This window comes from Comamonas sp., from assembly GCF_036643215.1.
Lineage (GTDB): Bacteria > Pseudomonadota > Gammaproteobacteria > Burkholderiales > Burkholderiaceae_C > Comamonas.
Window position 1 is genome coordinate 1 of the sequence record NZ_JAVXSJ010000044.1, and the last position, 16023, is coordinate 16023.

Annotated in this window: 28 protein-coding genes and 2 pseudogenes; 16 read left to right on the forward strand and 14 right to left on the reverse strand. The window is 57.9% G+C overall.

The genetic code is table 11. The features are described 5' to 3' along the window. The 6 genes and pseudogenes from RSF91_RS18230 to RSF91_RS18255 form a co-directional block, all read right to left on the reverse strand. A pseudogene (locus RSF91_RS18230) lies at window positions 1-326 on the reverse strand (hypothetical protein); the annotation flags it as partial. A 136-nt stretch (window positions 327-462) separates the two neighbouring features. Next, complete coding sequence (locus RSF91_RS18235) at window positions 463-1023, reverse strand: hypothetical protein (RefSeq protein WP_332569745.1); 561 nt, start codon at window positions 1021-1023, stop codon at window positions 463-465. Next, window positions 1020-1745, reverse strand: coding sequence for a helix-turn-helix domain-containing protein (locus RSF91_RS18240; protein ID WP_332569746.1), 726 nt, complete (start codon window positions 1743-1745; stop codon window positions 1020-1022). The genes RSF91_RS18235 and RSF91_RS18240 overlap by 4 nt, the downstream gene beginning before the upstream one ends. A 13-nt stretch (window positions 1746-1758) precedes the next feature. Further along, window positions 1759-2100 carry a hypothetical protein gene (locus RSF91_RS18245; RefSeq protein ID WP_332569747.1) on the reverse strand — a complete coding sequence of 114 codons (342 nt, stop codon included), beginning with the start codon at window positions 2098-2100 and terminating at the stop codon, window positions 1759-1761. A gap of 71 nt (window positions 2101-2171) precedes the next feature. After that, on the reverse strand, window positions 2172-3005 hold the full coding sequence (locus RSF91_RS18250) for a hypothetical protein (RefSeq protein ID WP_332569748.1): 834 nt from the start codon (window positions 3003-3005) through the stop codon (window positions 2172-2174). A 1-nt stretch (window position 3006) separates the two neighbouring features. Then, window positions 3007-3540 (reverse strand): phage regulatory CII family protein, encoded by a 534-nt coding sequence (locus tag RSF91_RS18255; protein WP_332569749.1) that lies wholly within the window; start codon window positions 3538-3540, stop codon window positions 3007-3009. Here RSF91_RS18255 and RSF91_RS18260 point away from each other — a divergent pair. Together RSF91_RS18260 and RSF91_RS18265 are read left to right on the forward strand one after the other, a co-directional pair. After that, window positions 3539-3814 (forward strand): hypothetical protein, encoded by a 276-nt coding sequence (locus RSF91_RS18260; protein WP_332569750.1) that lies wholly within the window; start codon window positions 3539-3541, stop codon window positions 3812-3814. The two genes, RSF91_RS18255 and RSF91_RS18260, sit on opposite strands and share 2 nt — an antisense overlap. Before the next feature lie 90 nt (window positions 3815-3904). Beyond that, window positions 3905-4270: a DUF2513 domain-containing protein gene (locus RSF91_RS18265; RefSeq protein ID WP_332569751.1), complete on the forward strand. Its 366-nt coding sequence runs from the start codon at window positions 3905-3907 to the stop codon at window positions 4268-4270. 398 nt (window positions 4271-4668) lie between these two features. Here the strand turns inward: RSF91_RS18265 and RSF91_RS18270 are convergent, their stop codons facing one another. Then, a complete protein-coding gene (locus RSF91_RS18270; protein WP_332569752.1) occupies window positions 4669-4932 on the reverse strand; it encodes a hypothetical protein in 264 nt (87 codons plus the stop codon). Next, entirely contained in the window at window positions 4925-5143 is a 219-nt protein-coding gene (locus tag RSF91_RS18275) for a hypothetical protein (protein ID WP_332569753.1), read from the reverse strand. The genes RSF91_RS18270 and RSF91_RS18275 overlap by 8 nt, the downstream gene beginning before the upstream one ends. A gap of 81 nt (window positions 5144-5224) precedes the next feature. Between RSF91_RS18275 and RSF91_RS18280 the strand changes: the two genes are divergently transcribed. The 3 genes from RSF91_RS18280 to RSF91_RS18290 are packed head-to-tail and all read left to right on the forward strand — an operon-like array spanning window position 5225 to window position 6619. Beyond that, entirely contained in the window at window positions 5225-5935 is a 711-nt protein-coding gene (locus RSF91_RS18280) for a S24 family peptidase (protein WP_332569754.1), read from the forward strand. After that, window positions 5932-6186: a hypothetical protein gene (locus RSF91_RS18285; RefSeq protein WP_332569755.1), complete on the forward strand. Its 255-nt coding sequence runs from the start codon at window positions 5932-5934 to the stop codon at window positions 6184-6186. Before RSF91_RS18280 ends, RSF91_RS18285 begins: the two co-directional genes overlap by 4 nt. Continuing rightward, on the forward strand, window positions 6179-6619 hold the full coding sequence (locus RSF91_RS18290; RefSeq protein WP_332569756.1) for a hypothetical protein: 441 nt from the start codon (window positions 6179-6181) through the stop codon (window positions 6617-6619). Before RSF91_RS18285 ends, RSF91_RS18290 begins: the two co-directional genes overlap by 8 nt. A gap of 634 nt (window positions 6620-7253) precedes the next feature. Here RSF91_RS18290 and RSF91_RS18295 read toward each other — a convergent pair. Then, the gene (locus RSF91_RS18295) at window positions 7254-7445 is read right to left on the reverse strand and encodes a hypothetical protein (RefSeq protein ID WP_332569757.1); all 192 of its coding nucleotides are present in this window, start codon (window positions 7443-7445) and stop codon (window positions 7254-7256) included. Between RSF91_RS18295 and RSF91_RS18300 the strand changes: the two genes are divergently transcribed. The 5 genes from RSF91_RS18300 to RSF91_RS18320 all read left to right on the forward strand — a co-directional run bounded on the left by RSF91_RS18300 (window position 7444) and on the right by RSF91_RS18320 (window position 9472). Then, window positions 7444-7680, forward strand: a complete 237-nt coding sequence (locus tag RSF91_RS18300; protein ID WP_332569758.1) for a hypothetical protein — start codon at window positions 7444-7446, stop codon at window positions 7678-7680. The genes RSF91_RS18295 and RSF91_RS18300 overlap by 2 nt on opposite strands. Before the next feature lie 218 nt (window positions 7681-7898). Further along, window positions 7899-8099 (forward strand): hypothetical protein, encoded by a 201-nt coding sequence (locus tag RSF91_RS18305; protein WP_332569759.1) that lies wholly within the window; start codon window positions 7899-7901, stop codon window positions 8097-8099. 698 nt (window positions 8100-8797) lie between these two features. Beyond that, on the forward strand, window positions 8798-9028 hold the full coding sequence (locus RSF91_RS18310; protein WP_332569760.1) for a hypothetical protein: 231 nt from the start codon (window positions 8798-8800) through the stop codon (window positions 9026-9028). 1 nt (window position 9029) lies between these two features. After that, entirely contained in the window at window positions 9030-9209 is a 180-nt protein-coding gene (locus RSF91_RS18315; RefSeq protein WP_332569761.1) for a hypothetical protein, read from the forward strand. A gap of 68 nt (window positions 9210-9277) precedes the next feature. Further along, window positions 9278-9472 carry a hypothetical protein gene (locus RSF91_RS18320; protein WP_332569762.1) on the forward strand — a complete coding sequence of 65 codons (195 nt, stop codon included), beginning with the start codon at window positions 9278-9280 and terminating at the stop codon, window positions 9470-9472. Between the two features lie 557 nt (window positions 9473-10029). On the opposite strand, the gene RSF91_RS18325 is transcribed toward RSF91_RS18320, so the two are convergent. From RSF91_RS18325 to RSF91_RS18335, 3 genes are read right to left on the reverse strand one after another with little or no spacing between them, the layout of a single operon-like run. Further along, window positions 10030-10281 carry an RNA recognition motif domain-containing protein gene (locus tag RSF91_RS18325; protein ID WP_332569763.1) on the reverse strand — a complete coding sequence of 84 codons (252 nt, stop codon included), beginning with the start codon at window positions 10279-10281 and terminating at the stop codon, window positions 10030-10032. A gap of 59 nt (window positions 10282-10340) precedes the next feature. Beyond that, window positions 10341-10601 (reverse strand): translation initiation factor IF-1, encoded by a 261-nt coding sequence (gene infA / locus RSF91_RS18330; RefSeq protein ID WP_332569764.1) that lies wholly within the window; start codon window positions 10599-10601, stop codon window positions 10341-10343. Window positions 10602-10632: 31 nt separating this feature from the next. Further along, complete coding sequence (locus tag RSF91_RS18335) at window positions 10633-10851, reverse strand: hypothetical protein (RefSeq protein ID WP_099736748.1); 219 nt, start codon at window positions 10849-10851, stop codon at window positions 10633-10635. Between the two features lie 386 nt (window positions 10852-11237). Between RSF91_RS18335 and RSF91_RS18340 the strand changes: the two genes are divergently transcribed. Next, window positions 11238-11423, forward strand: a complete 186-nt coding sequence (locus tag RSF91_RS18340; RefSeq protein ID WP_332569765.1) for a hypothetical protein — start codon at window positions 11238-11240, stop codon at window positions 11421-11423. 76 nt (window positions 11424-11499) lie between these two features. Continuing rightward, entirely contained in the window at window positions 11500-11814 is a 315-nt protein-coding gene (locus RSF91_RS18345; protein ID WP_332569766.1) for a hypothetical protein, read from the forward strand. A gap of 44 nt (window positions 11815-11858) precedes the next feature. Here RSF91_RS18345 and RSF91_RS18350 read toward each other — a convergent pair whose 3' ends face one another. Next, the gene (locus tag RSF91_RS18350) at window positions 11859-12113 is read right to left on the reverse strand and encodes a putative hemolysin (protein WP_332569767.1); all 255 of its coding nucleotides are present in this window, start codon (window positions 12111-12113) and stop codon (window positions 11859-11861) included. Between the two features lie 309 nt (window positions 12114-12422). On the opposite strand from RSF91_RS18350, the gene RSF91_RS18355 reads away from it, so the two are divergent. From RSF91_RS18355 to RSF91_RS18370, 4 genes are all read left to right on the forward strand, one after another. Next, window positions 12423-13640 (forward strand): GGDEF domain-containing protein, encoded by a 1218-nt coding sequence (locus RSF91_RS18355; RefSeq protein WP_332569770.1) that lies wholly within the window; start codon window positions 12423-12425, stop codon window positions 13638-13640. Window positions 13641-13917: 277 nt separating this feature from the next. Beyond that, entirely contained in the window at window positions 13918-14163 is a 246-nt protein-coding gene (locus tag RSF91_RS18360) for a hypothetical protein (RefSeq protein WP_332569768.1), read from the forward strand. An 80-nt stretch (window positions 14164-14243) separates the two neighbouring features. Next, window positions 14244-14498 (forward strand): helix-turn-helix transcriptional regulator, encoded by a 255-nt coding sequence (locus RSF91_RS18365; protein ID WP_332569769.1) that lies wholly within the window; start codon window positions 14244-14246, stop codon window positions 14496-14498. Between the two features lie 295 nt (window positions 14499-14793). Beyond that, the gene (locus RSF91_RS18370) at window positions 14794-15096 is read left to right on the forward strand and encodes a hypothetical protein (protein ID WP_099736744.1); all 303 of its coding nucleotides are present in this window, start codon (window positions 14794-14796) and stop codon (window positions 15094-15096) included. Window positions 15097-15669: 573 nt separating this feature from the next. Here RSF91_RS18370 and RSF91_RS18375 read toward each other — a convergent pair. Continuing rightward, window positions 15670-15975, reverse strand: a pseudogene (locus tag RSF91_RS18375) (IS3 family transposase); the annotation flags it as partial. Window positions 15976-16023 lie beyond the last annotated feature (48 nt).

Below are 16023 nucleotides of genomic sequence, written 5' to 3' on the forward strand. Positions count from 1 at the left end.
CGATCGACGATGGCGGAGCTGGCCAGGCCGAGCACGTCGGCCAGGATGCCGATGGGCGCGTACTCGCCACGGGCGACGGAGTTTTTCAGCTCTTGCGCTTCGCGCTGGGCCTTGGCCAGACCGGCGCGTTCTTGGACCAGGTCGAGACCCAGGGTCTCGCCAATTCGACCGGCGGCTTGGTCGCGCAGGTGTTCGCAGTAGCCCACCAGCCAGGCGTGCACGTTTTCACCACGGGTCATCACGCCTTCGCTCATGCGCTTGCTGATGCTGGCTTCGCTGACACCCACCATCTGCGCAAATTCTGCTTGCGAAACGATAGCATCCAAATAAGGTAGAACCTTCACTTAACCCCCTTAGGAAACTCACGCAACAGTCCGACAACGCGGTGCGAATTACCCGCTTCGGAGCTGGCTGGGAAGGACCCGCGGCCCTCGATCTGCCTGTTTTTTGTGCAATGCAGCATCAAACCTTCACCTCCAGGCCCAACGCGACGCGGGCCGACTTGCCGGAGTAGAGCGAGATGCTGGTGTCGCCGCCCTCCATACGGGCCACGATGCGGCGCGCCCAGTCCTTGCCGTCGTTGCGCTCCTGCAGGTTGACCTTCACCGGCTGCGCTGCCACTGGTGCGGGCAAGGCTGGCAGGCCCTGCTGCTGGGCATAGGTCTGGCGCGGCATGGCTGCATCGCACATCTGCTCGAACTGCGGCAGGTTGGGCGGAAAGTCCGCATGCTCGGCAGCCAGGCGAGAGGCGGCCTGCTCCACCACCGTGGCGGGAAAGCGCGACAGCTTGGCATCCCAGACCTTCATGGCCGAGATCGCGCCCTTGTCGTGCTTGCCAGCCATCTGGCCCGTGGCGAACTTGCTGGTGAACAGGCTGCCGTAGGAGCCGTGCAGCAGCATGAACAGCTTGCGGATCACGAGGCTGACTGCCTGCAACGAGGCCTCTGCAGCCTCCTCAGCCGTGTCGCGATAAGCCTGCGGATCTCGCATGGCGTGGTCTGCAAAGGTGGCGATGTTTTTCATTCCCAAACTCCGTCGAAGATGGCTGCGGCTGCACCGGCATGCTTGTGGGTGTTGGCTGGCTGACGGCTGCCGCTGCGGCGCCCAGCCTCAGGCACCGCATCGGGCTTGAACAAACCCTGCCAGCCAGCAATGGCGGCGCTCTCCAGCGCGGCGGCATGGTCCACGCCCTCGCGTCGCCAGGCATCGAGCTTGTCCACCGCCATCTGCTTTTGAGCATCGGTCGCCTTCTTGCGCTTGGCGCAGGAATGCCAGGCATCCCAGTGGGTGCGGTTGATCCAGTCCGGAACGGCAAAAGCTGGCGCGGCCACGCGCTTGTCTTTTGGTTCTTTACGGTTCAATTGATGGTTCATTGATGGTTTGGGTGCCACTGGTGCGGGGGTGGGGTGCCACTGTGGCGGGGGCGGGGGTGTCACTGGTACACCCCGGGGTGCCACTGGTACGGGGGGCATTTCTGGCGGGGGTGCATATGCTGCGGGGGTCAACTGGTACACCGTTGATGTGCCGCTGCGTTCGCTGGAGCGCAAGATTCCGGCCAATTCCAGCCAGCGAATTGCGCGCTGAACCGCCCGTTCTGACAGGCATGTGCGCATCGTGATGGTTTTGACGGACGGCCAGCAATAGCCATCGTCATTGGCCTGATCCGCCAGCGATATCAGAACCGCCTTTTGTGCAGCAGACATGCCCTGCATAGGCCAGCAGGCCGACATGATGATCGTGCTCATACTCTTCTCGTTATCAGGCCAAGGCCGTTTGTCGCGCCTTGCAGCGCACGGGTTTGATGGTTCGCTGGCGGGTGGACAGGCTGCACATGCGCGCCTCGCCCTCCTCCAGCCTTCCGGCGGCCAGCAGGGCGTTGACCGTGCTTGCCACGCTGCTCAGCTCCAGCCACTCGCCTGTCTGCTGGTTGTGGTAATCGCGCAGCTCACGGCGGCTCATGTCGCGGCTGCCGTACTGGTGGGCATGGCGCAGTGACTCATACAGGCGCTCGTTCAAACGGCGGCGTGTCTCGTTGCCCAAGGCCGCAAAAGCCTCGGCACTGGTATCGCGTGCCGTCACAGCGTTGTGGGTGGGTTGCATGGTTAAACCTCCTGATATCACTGCGCACGGCATTGCACCTGCGCTCAAATTCGTTGCTTTATTCATAGAAGTCATACGCCTGCGGCCTCTCGCAAGCGGTAGCGAATGCGGCGGCCCAGGTAGGCCTCGGCATCTGCGCGCTTGGCCACCTTGTCCATGTCAAAGCGCGGCTGATAGCCACGGCCTGGCTTCACAAACATCAGCACCGGGCGCACAAGCGCACCGCCTGTGCCGCTGACGGCCCAGATGCCGGGGGCCAGATGCGCCGTGCGCTCGTCCTGCTCGCCCTTCTGGGTGATACGAGGCCCGCCGCGTGTCTTTCCGTAGGCCACGAAATAGCGCCGCCCTGCCTGCTTCTTGGTGCCGCGATGCACCCGTTGATAACCTTTGGCGCTCATATTGGCCGTGTAGCCCTGTTCACCAAACGCGTGGAAGTAGCTGATCAGCTGCACCAGAAAGGCACCGCGCAAATTGCCCTTGCCGTCATCGCTGCCGGGGTATGGGCCGCCTCGGTCATCGCTGGGAATGGCCGTCTGATATCCAGCAGACAAGATGCCCGCACGCTTGAGCGCCACCTCGCTGCGCTTGTCGCGCCGGCGGCCGCCCCAGGTCAGGGCATCCAGAATCTTTTGCGGATCGACCCCCTTGCCGCCGATGTAGGTAGGCTCGATGGTCACGCTCAGCTTGGCAGCCGTAGCCATGCGCACGCGCGGGCTGCGCAAGATGTAATCCGTAGGCCGGTCAAACACCGCGCGCATCTCGTCCTGCATCGCACGGCGGATCTCGAAGCCCGTATCGTTCAGCGCCTTGGCATAGGCCTTGGCCGCCTGCGCGCCCGTCAGGCCATGGATCTGCCGCAGCAGCTCCGCCTGGTTCAGCACCTGCGCGCTCAGCTGGATATGCATATCAGCCCTCCTCCACCGGCGCAGGCACGCGCGCTGCAGCGGTGGCCAGCAGTTGGTTCAAGGCCGATATCAGCTCGTTGTAGCGGTACTGCAGCCGCTTGATCTCGTTGCGGCTCACCATGGCCTTGCCGCCACGAAAGGCGTCTGCCGCTGCGGATGTGAACTCGCCCACCTCCTGCTGCAGGGCCACAAACGCCTCCACTGGGTCGCCTGCCGCCTGGTCCGGCAACGCAGGCACGCAGGTGTAGCCCAGGGCCGCCGCCATGGCGAGCAAGATTGCAGGGTTGCCAGCCATCACCTGCAGCGCCACAGACTCGCGCAGCGTCAGGTGGTGCGTCGTGTTATTCGGGTTCAGCTTGTTCTGCAGCGTATTGGCGCTCACACCCATGCGCTCGGCCAGTACGCGCACGCCGCCCGGATGTTTGTGCGCAATCAGATACGCCGCATCCGTCACATCGGCAGGCACAGGCATGTCGTTTTGACCACCTGCTTCGCCATTGTTTGCGTGGGGAGGGAAAGAGACACTGCTTCTCATGACCACACCTCACATCCCTGGCGCATCACTGGCGGCCGCCGCGCAGACAGCCAAGCAAACCCCCATCGCCGCCACACCCGAGTGGGCCCAGGCCATGGAGCTGCTGCTGCAGCAAATCGTCTTCGTCCTCGACGTCGAAGGCCGCGACAGCTTCACCACCCGCAAAGTCGCCCGCTGGAACAACCAGTGCATCCACGAAATGCTGCGCACCGGCAGCGTGCCCATGCCTGTGATTGAGGAGCTGCAGCGTGTGGCCGTGCGGGTGCTAACGTGAGGCTTCAGGGCCGAAATGAAGGCTGCCTTGCTCTTGGATACGATGACAGCACTACCAGCGATATCAGAGGGCACAAAAGTGAAACGTGACATGGACTTAATCCGGCGCATTGCGCTGGCCACAGAAGAATTGCTGCCTGGGGAAGCACTCACCAAGCTGGACGGGGTTGAAGAAGAGCTGTTCGCCGTCCACGCCCAATGGATGCAAGAGGCTGGCTTGATAACCGCCGCACTCCGCCCCGGCGACGGATCCAAACCCGCAGACTTCGCACTGGTCTGGCGACTTACGTGGGCTGGCTGCGAATTTGCAGAGGCGGTACGAAGCGAAACGCTCTGGAACAAAGCCAAAGACAACGTGATGAAGCCATCCATGTCATTCACCTTTGACGTCTTGAAGGAGTGGCTCAAAACCGAGATCACGCAAGGCCTGCCTACCATCCGTGCTCTGGGCCAGTAAATCTCGCAGCTCCATGGCAGCGGCCAAAAAGCCGGCTTTGGAAGAGCCCTCCTCCCTAGCCACATCCGTTGGGCAGGCAGGAAATGCGATGTGTGAACCAGCCGCACTGAACCAACGAGCCGCACATGCAGCCACGGCAGCAATCTGCAAACCAAGTAACTGCGGCGTGGTGCGAACACCCATCGCGCCAGCCTGCTTGCGGCGACGACGAGAGATGCGCTTAGCCATGAGACACCGCCTTCCGCTGTTGACTGGCGAAGCTCCCTGCTCTCTTGAAATCCAGAGGCAGGAGCCGAATTCGCTTAAAAATGGTGTCCGCCTCACACTTAGTTACGATGACGACTGCGACACCTTCACCAACTACCCCAAGGAGGGCGGACAGAATGGGAATCCTCGACTCACAGAGCATCAAGATCACCTGCCCGAAGTGCCGCCGCGAGCGCAGCGAGTCTGTTGGGAAGCTTCGCCTCAATCCAAAGCTCACCTGCCTGGGATGCGGCACCGTTCTGGATATCGATGCCCGCAGTCTCAATAGCGCAGCCAAAGAAATCGACAAGAGCATTGCGAACCTCAAGCGATCCCTCGGCCGCTTGCGCTAGCAAGTCCAAACTCGCGACGAGCTGCTCTACGCCAAAAAGGCGAATCTTTAGCTTTTCAGCCATGAGCAGCCTCCTGGCCGGTTTGAGGCTGAGAGGCCAGCTCTGGCCAGAACTGCAGACGAAACACCGTGGGGAATGCGACCTTCACTGCAGCCGGAATTCCACGCTTTTTCCAGTTGCATACGCGGCGCACTCCTTTTGCTCCAGCGAGGCCAAGCAGCCGAGCAAATTTCGCCGGGCCTCCGTGGTGAGCAATGAGTTCGATATCGGTCATCACTCAATACTACACGTTGAGTGTAATTTTATCAATCTTATTGTGTAGCCACAGATTGTGTAATTCCAGAACAATCCGCCTATGTCAAAAGAGAAGCACCAAACCTTCGAACGTCTGCTCAGCGCAGCGCGCGAAGTCAATGCAGAAATCAGCGGCCCACAGAAGCTCGCAGATGCAATGAACGAGTCCGCTCAGACCGTCACCAACTGGGGAACTCGCGGCGTCTCAGCCAAGGCAGCTGCCAAAGCGCAGAGCCTGTTTGGAGTTTCGTCTGCCTACATCCTGGAAGGCTCCGGCCCTCGCTTTGTGCGAGCAGCTTTGAGCGATGACCTATCGGAGGTCTTGCCAGCAATAGAACCTCGCGACCTGATTCGAATTCCCCTGCTGGCCAACAGCGGCAGCATGGGCAAAGGCAATGACACGCTCGATGCGGACTATGTGGTGGGGGACCTGGCGCTATCCGCGCACTGGATCAACCAGTACATCAAGCCCGGCAATATCCAGGAGCTGAAGTTCATTCATGCGCATGGTGAAAGCATGTCGCCCACTTTCAGTGACGGCGATGTACTACTGGTCGATGCGGGCTCGCGCGACCCGGCCAGCCATGAAGGCGTCTATGTACTCGATGTGCACGGCCAGACCTATATCAAGCGCGTTCGCATGCGCATGAGCGGCTCGCTCGAGGTCAGCTCAGACAACCCCAACATCAAGACCGTGGACGAGCTGAACGGCGATCACCAAGTACGCGTGCTGGGCCGAGTCGTTTGGGCATGGAATGGAAACAAATTATGAGCACCGGCCCCCAACTTACTCTCATTGAAATTATCAGACTCCAGATGAAGATGACGGAGGCATTAGCTATATCTGCAGGGAGAATCGCAAGGCTGGAGTTAGGGCTAGAGACACTTCTTCCTCCCGAATTGAAAGAGCGCTTTGAGCAAATCGCACAAGAAAGCGACGATGAGTATCAAACAGTAAACAAAGAGCTGAAAGCGCAGCTCGCACGCGTTATGGAGTCTATCGAAAGGTACACAAATGGCTGATTCAGCCCACGACTTCCAAGCCTTTCGACGCCTTGCCGATCTAGAGATTCAAGTCCGTAGATTTGCAGCTGGCGGTGGCGGCGGAGATAATGAAAGCATGGAAGCCCGCGTCAAAGCTCTTGAGGAAGCCGTCAAAAATCTGCCTACCAAAGCAGACTTTGCAGAGCTGCGCTCTGACGTCAAGACCTCAATGGCTGATCTACGGGCTGAGATGCACAAGGGCAACATAGACATCCACAAATGGATGATCGGCACAGTCATTGGCCTGTTTCTGGGATTTGGCGGACTATTTCTGGCAATGAGTAATGCACTCAAGTCTGCGCCCGCGTCAACACAGACAACACAATCACCCTCCGCCCCCATCATCATTACCTTGCCTCAACCCTCACAACCCAGCAGCGGTAACTCAACCGCAGCACCCGAGAGCAAATAGCCGAGCAAGCGCACAAAAAGCCCGCACCAGCGGGCTTTTTTACGCACAGCTCACTTCAACTACACAAAAAAATCACACAAATACACAAAACGTGTTGACGTTGATTTACACATTTGGTGTAATTCAACCATCGCAGCAACCCCCGCTGCACACCCAAGCCCCGTCACCACAGGGCCAAGCCATCAACGCAAGCGCGCAGTTGGCATCAGGGAGTGCAGCAGAGGTTGCAAACGCGATGGGCGCCACGGTATCGACCGGGTCAAGCCCGGTCTTTCAAAAGTCGCACGCCTATGTCGTTCGCCCCACCTACGCGGAGCGTCCCCGGGCTTCATCGCATCAGCGGGCACGGCCGCTGCTCTGCGCGGCATCCCTGTCGTATCCAGCCGCCAAAGGGCGTACACGGTCAAAAGGGTGAGGCGAATGCGGCCAAGAGCAAAAACGGCAACGCCGGTTGGAATCCCGGCACCGCCCACCCCGAGCGCATCGGGGCCAAACCAGAGCGCCTTGGCATCAAGGGTGCTGCGGTTTGAACGGTTTTCGCCGAGCCAGGGGCATCTCTGCCCTCCCTCACCTCCACTTCCCCTGGCATGCCCGCAAGGGCATCGGCTCTTTCTTTCTGTGAAGCAGGCTGAATCTAGAAGCCTGTAAACACGTCGTCCGTTGCTTCATCCCACACCGACAAAGCCACATCAGTACGACCCTGCCTCTGGTCGAACTTGAGCTCTGCAATTTTCACGCTCACAGGCTTGCCATGCATTTCCGCGAGCACTTTCTCCAGAGCTCTCTCAATTGTCTCGGCTGACACATTTCTCAAAGGTACTGACATGAACGACTCCATTTTTCTTGCATTGAACTGGGCAGCCGAGATTTATGGCCGCGCCCCATTGTCGATGCCGGCTGCAACCCTGCACTACAAGGCCTCAGGGGCCAGCGACGAGAAAGTCTTCACGCAGCAGCTGCTGGAGCTAATCAAGACCAGCCCAACCTTTCCGCTGCCTATGGACTTTCACAAGGCGCAGGCCAAGGCTGAACCTGCGCCAGATCAGGCCGTTTTGGCCTGAAGAAGCCCGTCATCCCTCTGTGCTTCATGCTGAATCCTGTGAGAAATATCGAGAGTTCCGCCTCAAACGTAAGCCAAATGCTACGTAATGGCGGCTAATTCACAGTTTTCAGGCTTGCGCCCCCTTCTCCTACAGAAAGGTTTTTCCTGATCCGGTGACCATGCAACCACAGCAAGCCAAACCGGTTTGCTGGTCACCAACCTGAAGGAGTGAAGGACATGACGCAACAAGCTAATCAGCAGCAGAACCCCAACCAGCAGGACAAACAGCAACAGCAGCAGCAAAGCCCCGGTCAACGCCAGCCAGGCCAGAACACCAGCCAGCCCGGTCAACAGCAACAGCAGACCCCGGGCCAGCATAAAAACCCCGCTCAGCAACAGCAGCAGCCCGGGCAGCAACCCAAAGCACCCCGTTACTGAAAGTGCGCACCCCAGCGCTTGCCGAGCGCCCAACGTTAAGAAGAACCGCAGGCCGGTGAAAGCCGGCCGCCATCCAGTTGGAGTTCAGCCCACCTCACGGTAGGCTTTTTTTTGCACGGAGATTTTCCAATGTAGCCCCCCGGCCCCGCAGGCCTTAAGCGCGACCTTTCCCCGCAGGGTCAAGCGGGCCATCCGGTGTGATCGTTCTCGGCACAGGGTATTGCTCAAAACCCAGCCCCGAAATACGCTTGACCCATACCGCACTGCACAAAATGTAAGCGGCGGTTGGAGCGCTCACACCCGATGGTGACGACCGCCCAGCACTTTTCAGCCGAGCCCGGGATGTCCTCTCCCTCCCTCTGATTCCCCCAGGCAGCCGCAAGGCAACGGCCTTTACCCCCAAGCCCACCCGCTACGCCGGTGGGCTTTTTCTTTGCCCATAGACACACAGTGCAACCACGCAACACATGGCATCGATGCCTGTTGACGCCCTGAACAGGCAAAATTTAAACTACTGTACAAATGCACAGCACTGATCGAAATAACAGTAGAATTTGCAGCAACGGGTCGCACAGACCTGTGCCCACACCCGCAGGGCTGAAGCGGGGCCATCAAGAAAGAGTGCAAGCCGGGTGTGGACCGTGGCAATCCAATGCCGCCACCGACAGACCGAAAGCCGGGCCCTGCACTCTTCCTTGATGGCGCTGCCACCCAGCATCACCTGTTTTTTCCCGCCAGAGCGCGAAGTGCATTCACTCCGCCCCTTCGTTGGTTTCGCCTGCCCACAAAAGCACTGGCCTTTTTTATTCGCCCCGCCCATCCAGCGGGCCTGCCTCTCGCCTCAAGGAGATTTCATGCTGTACAGCACCGTTCCTCAGCCCGTTGATGAAGACCTCGTGCAGCGCCTGCGCGAGAAGGGAGGCCTGTGAAATGGCCACACATCCCCACCGTCCTGCTCACGCTGCTCCTGACGGCACTGCTCTTGCTCGCCCCGGCACTGGAGCAAAGCTACTGATCGCCGCGCAATGGGGCCTCACCCTGCTCGGCCTCTTCGGCCTCATCGGCGTGGCCGTCGTCATCGCCACCACCCCCGAAGCCTGGCCGCTCTGAACGGTCAACCTCATCAAGTTTGATAGCTACATGCGCTTGACTGATAAGCGCCAGACCGGAGAAACATCATGGTAAAAATCACCGAATCCCTGCTCCTCGTTGCCGCCATCGCCTTGGGCGCCCTGTGGCTGGCCACCCCCAGCGCTCAGGCCGACGAGCCCAAAACACTCACCAAATCCGTGCGCGACGAATTTGCCTGCCCCGGCATGCATGCCGAATGGCTGGACGCCCACACCGTCCAGTGCCTAAAGGAAGCACCTTAGGCGTTACGCATGGAATCGCCGCTTGCCAGTTGGTTGCGCAAAATTGGCTCTTCCGTCTTAATCACGACGCCAGCCAAGCCCTCCAGAAGTATCGTCCCCGCCGGACCACATCGGCATGCTGCCAGGGCCCTGATACGCCCCGCGCCCCCACTCAGAACGCATATCGCTGTGCCCCATAGGCTGCTGATATCCGCTTCCGCCAGCCTGACGCCCTGAGTCTCGCCCCGGCATCATTGAGCAACCCGCCAGCACGCTTGCGACCGCCGCAATTAAAAGTAGAACTTTCATGACAACTCCTTGAATAAATGGAGTTTTTCAGGCTATTCCTACTGCCTGCGCCCGCTGTAAGTTCTTGTGGAATAAGGACTTTCCTACCCTCTTCGTATGCCAGCCCGCCTTCAGCGGGCTTTTTTGATAGCCGAGGGCTTTGACGGGCCATGCTCAGGGCGACGGTGGACAGGGTGCAGGTTTTGCGCAAAGTGGCCTGCAGGCGTTCCATCAATGAAAAAAGCCCACGCTTTTGGCGTGGGCCGCTTCCTCTTAGAGGTCGAAGAAGCTTATTTGCGTGGACGGGCCAGAGCTACTCCCAGAGCGCGGCCGCCGAGCGGCTGGTCGTGCAGCTTCTGGATTGCATCTTGCGCTTGCTCTGCGTTGCTCATTTCAACGAAGCCGAAGCCGCGTGAACGGCCAGTGTCACGATCCGTGATGATGTCAGCGGCGACGACGTCGCCGCAGCTGCCGAAATGCGCGCGCAGGGCTTCGTTGTCAACGGTATAGGAAAGATTGGTGACGTAGAGATTGGATTGCATGGTGTTCTTTCAATGTTTGCTCAGGCATTTCAGCAATGAGCGAATAAGAGTTGGCAGGCTTAGCGGCGGCGCTTGAAGGCTGGAGCCGCGCCAGTTCGAGGAGCAAGATGGCGGAAGGTCACTCGCCCTTTGTTCAGGTCGTAGGGAGACATCTCTACGGTCACTTTGTCGCCTGCCAGTACGCGAATACGGTGCTTGCGCATTTTTCCACCGCTGTAGGCAATGAGCTGATGGCCGTTTTCCAGAGTGACGCGAAAGCGCGCATCGGGCAGGACTTCATCAACGCGACCGGACATCTCGATTAGTTCTTCTTTAGCCAAAGTGTCTCCTGTGAGTAAAAGCGATAGGCACTCAGTTCAAGCTTTGGCTCATCACCATGTTTCGCCCTTCAGTCAGGGCGTAGTTGGAAGCGAGCGATTCGTTAGAGAACTGAGGGATGAATCGAATGACGCGGTCATAGGTGCCACGGCGGATAGAGACGGCAGCCAGGAATTGGCCACTGGAAATGGGTTGTGTCAGAGGTGTGACCACATAGCGGCCGATCTGCTCTGTAATATTTTTTTGCAGCATGAATACGGACAGCCGCACGCTGAGGCGTGAGAGCCGTCAAATGAGAAAGAGGAAGTGCCCGCGCCAGAAATTGGGGGGCTACGCAGACCCATAAAGATGTTCAGGGTCTGGGAGAGTTCGCAGGAAGGGGAGTGACGACCGCGTGCTTTGCGTGAAAGAGCGGTTACCGGCGGCCAAGGGGCGGCATAGGTGTCAGACAGGCGCTATCGGGGCGAACAACCTGAACAGCGAGTCCAATCAGTATAGGGGAACGGAAAGACCTTTGGTTTTCAGTCTTAGGCCAGCAACGAAATACGCTCGTACCGTGAAAAAGAAATCGATAGACCCGTCTGCAGCAACCATGTACCGTGGGGCGACTGCCTGTCAATTTACTGAGATCCTTGCCAATGAGCAAAATAAAAAAATCAACCGTCCACCATACCGTGGATGCCAAGCGTTGGGAGCTCAGCCGGGAGAAAGAACGCATCACCTATCCTCCCGAACATGCCGGCCCTATCCAGATGGACTGGCGCAAGCGCGAGAATTACTCAGCCACTGACCTGAACTATCGCGGACGAAATAACACTCCGTAGAAATACACACCCTACTCAACCCCAGCCCGCCCGGCCCATGCCGCGCGGGTTTTTTTATGCCCAATCAGGAGCCAACATGCGCCACACAGGAACGCTTTTTCTCAGCAAAACCGCGCCGCAAGCCAGCACTGCCCGATGCGGCGCTTTTCAGTTGCAAATGCTGCTTTATGACCGGCTGGGCACCCACCACATCGAGCCATGGCGCGTGACGTGGACGGGCCGCAGCGCCCAGCGCTTTTGGCTGGAGCACGCAGCAACGCTCAAGCCCGGCGCTGCCGTGGTGGTGGAGCTGGAGCGTGCGCAGATCCACACCCTGCACTGCCGCCCGCCCCGCAGCGAGGTTCATGCCCACATGCTTCATTGCGCACTAGTGCCGCCGCGCAGCAAATAGTCAGCTAGCAGCTAAGCCGACCGGCTTGAGCACTTACGGCTCTGTTACTTGGCGGGGTGGTCGCGACGGAACAGCTCCCACTCGTCGATTTCCGTGCCGTTGGGCAGCACGCAGATGCCGCGCTCTCCGGCTGTGGTTTTCTCGATGCGGGTCTTGCCGCCCAGCTTGGCGCAGTACACCGAGGCGGGGTTGGCCATGCCGACCATGGGTGCAGCAGGCGTGTCGGGCTGAGGCTGGGCGCAGCCGCTGATGGCGAGTGCCGAGAGGATTGCGCCGGTAGTTCCAAGTGCTTTTTTCATGGGCCCAATGTAGCAAATGCCCAGCCTCTGGCGCGAGCGCCTAAAGTCATGATTTAGATAAATTTTTTCACCATCTGGGCAAGGGTTTCCACACGTAATGCGGGTGAACACTGTCAGCAATTGTCACTTTTAGTGATTTCAGCTCGAAAAAATTCAAAGAGAACTGTCAGAAGTCGCAATAAGTTGTTACTTTCTGAGCAAGATGGTTAGTAAGTGACACATTACCGAACGCCTTGGCATTTAGATTCGACTTGAGATATGGCCAGTCTGGTCTGTCTGTTGGTTATCACTAGCAGAAGGTCTGCATGTATGCATACGAGCAATGAGTACATCTATGTGCTGATGCCATCGCTGTCCCTGCTTTTCCTGGCCGGTCTGCTGGGCGTGTGCTGGATAACTCAGCTTCGGCAGCGCTTCTTGCTTTGGCTTTGCTCCGCTTACCTGCTGACTGCAGCGTCCATCAGCATTCGCAGCGTGTTGAAGCTTGAGGTTCTCTATCACTATGTGGTGCTCGTCAATCTATTGTTTCTGGCTGGTGCGTGGTGCATGTCCAAGAGCTTTTCAGAGCGCCGACAGGTAGTAACGCATCCCTTGGTGGCTCTTGTCTTGTGTGCAACAACGCTGGCGTCGCTTTACTACTTCGCCCTGTTTGAGCAAAACACCATCAGACGCATTCATGCATTCAGCATCGGCGTGGCTTTGGTTCTCCTGCTGCCAGTCCCGGCAGCCCTGAAAAAAGGTCTCTCCAAGGACTGGCTGGATCGGGCTTTACTGTGGTCCTACGTGTCTTATGCCGTCTTCACCATGCTGCGCCCCACCCTGGTTGAGCTTTTTGGACAGAACGGCCTCAGTGATGCCATGCAAGCCAATTCGACTTACTGGCTGACGACTCTGATGAGCATTCTGTTATTCGGATTGCTCTTCACGGTGCTGATCTGTGCAGTGACCATCAGGGAGACGGTCACTCAGCTGCGCACGGAACGCGACATGGATGCGCTGACCCAGATTCTGAACCGACGAGCATTTCATGAAGCTGCACAGCAGCGGCTGGCTGATCAGCGCCTGTATCCCATGGCTATTCTGGCGGGCGATATCGATCACTTCAAACGCATCAACGATACATGGGGGCATGACCGAGGAGATGAAGTGCTGCAGCTCGTATCGAGCATCCTCAAACGCAATGTGCGCAGCCAGGACCTGGTTGCCCGCTTCGGAGGCGAAGAGTTCGTGCTTCTCTTGACGCGCCTGGATTTGCAAGGCGCCGAGCAAGTTGCACAACGCATTCGCCAGGAGATCAGCAATGACAAACAAGTTCTTACGCAAAGGGATAGCTTGACGCTGAGCTTTGGAATCACGTCCATCGCCAATGCAAGCCAGCTGGACGGTGCGTTAAAGCAGGCCGACGAGCTGCTGTACAGCGCCAAGAATGCCGGTCGTGATCGCGTACATGTAGAGGGCCGCTTCTACCCAGACATTTGTTTTGAGTACACCCTGCCTGCAGATGAGGCTCTAGCCTCAGCGACATGATCACTCAGACGCCATCGACCAGCGGGCTAACAACAACCTGACACCCGCCGCATGGAGCATGCGCGCCAGCTGGCCCACGCGGCAACGCTGCAGGTTTATCAGGCCATGTTTGATGTCGCGATGCAGGGCGATGAGCCCGCTCACTTAACCCGCCTGCTGCTGTCGTTCACCCCAAGCCCGGGCAATGCACTCGTTCCTTATATGGAGCCCATGGAGATCGGCGCCATGGCAAGTGAGCTATGCATGGAAGCTGACCTGCACCTGAGCCGGCAGCCCCGTGGAGATTTCCAACGCCACGGTCGAACGCGAAGTCCGAGAGACCTACGCCGCAGAGCTGACACCCAATGAGGTCTACCCCTACCCTTTTTACAGCGCATGCGGTTTGCACTGGCTGGCGCATTACAACCTGGCCATGCAGCTGCCGACCAGGTCGTCCAAGGATCCGGGCACGCAGAGCCATCGCCACATCACCTTGCATGGAAGCGGCCGATTAGGTCTATCCATCGAATCCGTCAATCCCTAAAGCGCTGCGGAAAACCATTCGCAAGCACACCACCATTTCACCCAAGCCCGCCATGAGCGGGCTTTTTACTGGAGAGCACTATGAAATTGATAGACCGCAAGGCGCTTTGCGCTAAAGTGCCTTTGTCTGATCGCTGGATTCTGAAACTGGAATCCATTGGCCGGTTTCCCAAACGCATCGTGCTGTCGCCACGTCGCGTGGCATGGGACGAAGCCGAGATCGATGCCTGGATCGAATCGCGCCGCCAAGCGAATGAAAAGGCCGCCGCGCCACTCGCCAAAGCATCTATTCGCATGGCATCTGGGATGGTATCTACAGCCATCACCGACCTGTAAGCCGCGCCGCATAAGGCTCTCAAGGGCTTGTTAAGTATCGAGTGGGAATAAAGGGCTGAGGACTTCAACGTACTCCTCCCTTCTCTAAGCAAGCCCGTGATCTCACGGGCTTTTTTATGCCTGCGCGGTTTTCTTGACACCGCAAACTATTAGCGAAACAGCACAAGCGCCTACATTTTTTTCAGACACTTGCTTGATACAAATCTGCATAGATTGCAAAAAAATGTCAAAAACCAGGTTTGATGATTTCACTCCGACTCACCTCTCAGTAAAGACACTCACAGGAGGGCAGAACATGAAAAAGCCCAGCATCAAAAGCACGAACCGAGCCTATGTCCGCCTGCATACCTATGTAACCAAACGACAGGACTGGGAGGAGTTCGTCAAAACCTACCGCGTCGTCCTCGACTCCAACGGCAGCGAAGAACTCAGCAACTGCTTTGTGAAGGTCTATACCAAGATGGGTGAGTTGGCGGCACTCGGGCCCAATATCCCAAACCAGATCACGTTCTCCTTGCGCAAGGAGCCACCGATGTCGATCTGGACTGAGTTTTTCAACGACGGAAAATTCAACTGGCGCAATGTGTCTTGCCGCTAGAAGAAGAAGACCGGTCGTGCGACGTTTTTTAGGCGTTGCACGCTCATAAACAACAGGTAATCAACTGGCGACACACCCCCAGCGTCACTTGAAATCACTGCGTTGCTTCTATTCAGTGACGACCATGGCCACCGCTGCCTGGACGGTGCCCGCCACCATGCGGCCTGTTGCCACCTTGGCTGGGGCGATGGCTGCCATTCATGCCGTGACCGGGATGTGGTCTGTGTGCTGGCGGGCGGTGCGTGTGATGCGGACGATGCACATGCCTAGGCCTATACGACGGACCGTAGTAATACGCACCGCCATAGGGCTGATAGATATAGGCATCGTTATAGCCATAGCTATACCCGGGACCTGTTGCATAGCAGCCCGACAAAAGCAACACAAGCGCAGAGACTCCAAGCAGCTTCTTCATACATTAAGTATAAATGAATCAACAACTTGCGTGTATTCAAGAGGTACGCCAGTGCTCAGCACAGCAATGCCGAGCAGCTGATATGCATTGATATCGAAGCGATATTGAGCCAGTACAGCGGGAGAGATTTATTGCTCACCTGAATCGACCAGCATTTCCTAGATAGCTGCCAGCCTCACGAAATTACGTCTCTCGTACTCTATGGGAGACAGGCCATCCGCAGACGAATGTCTGCGGATGGGGTTGTAGAACATTTCAATGTAGCTAAAGACATCGCTGCGTGCTTCTTGCCTAGTGGCATAGATTTGCCTGCGGATGCGCTCCCGTTTCAACAACTGGAAGAAGCTTTCGGCCACGGCGTTGTCATGACAGTTGCCTCGTCTGCTCATGCTTGGCTGCAGGTTGTGGCTAGCCAAGAATCGTTGCCACTCATGGCTTGTAAATTGACACCCTTGGTCGGCGTTGTTGCATAAATCAGTCTGCGCGAGCCGCTAGGCTCGCCGCATGAGCAA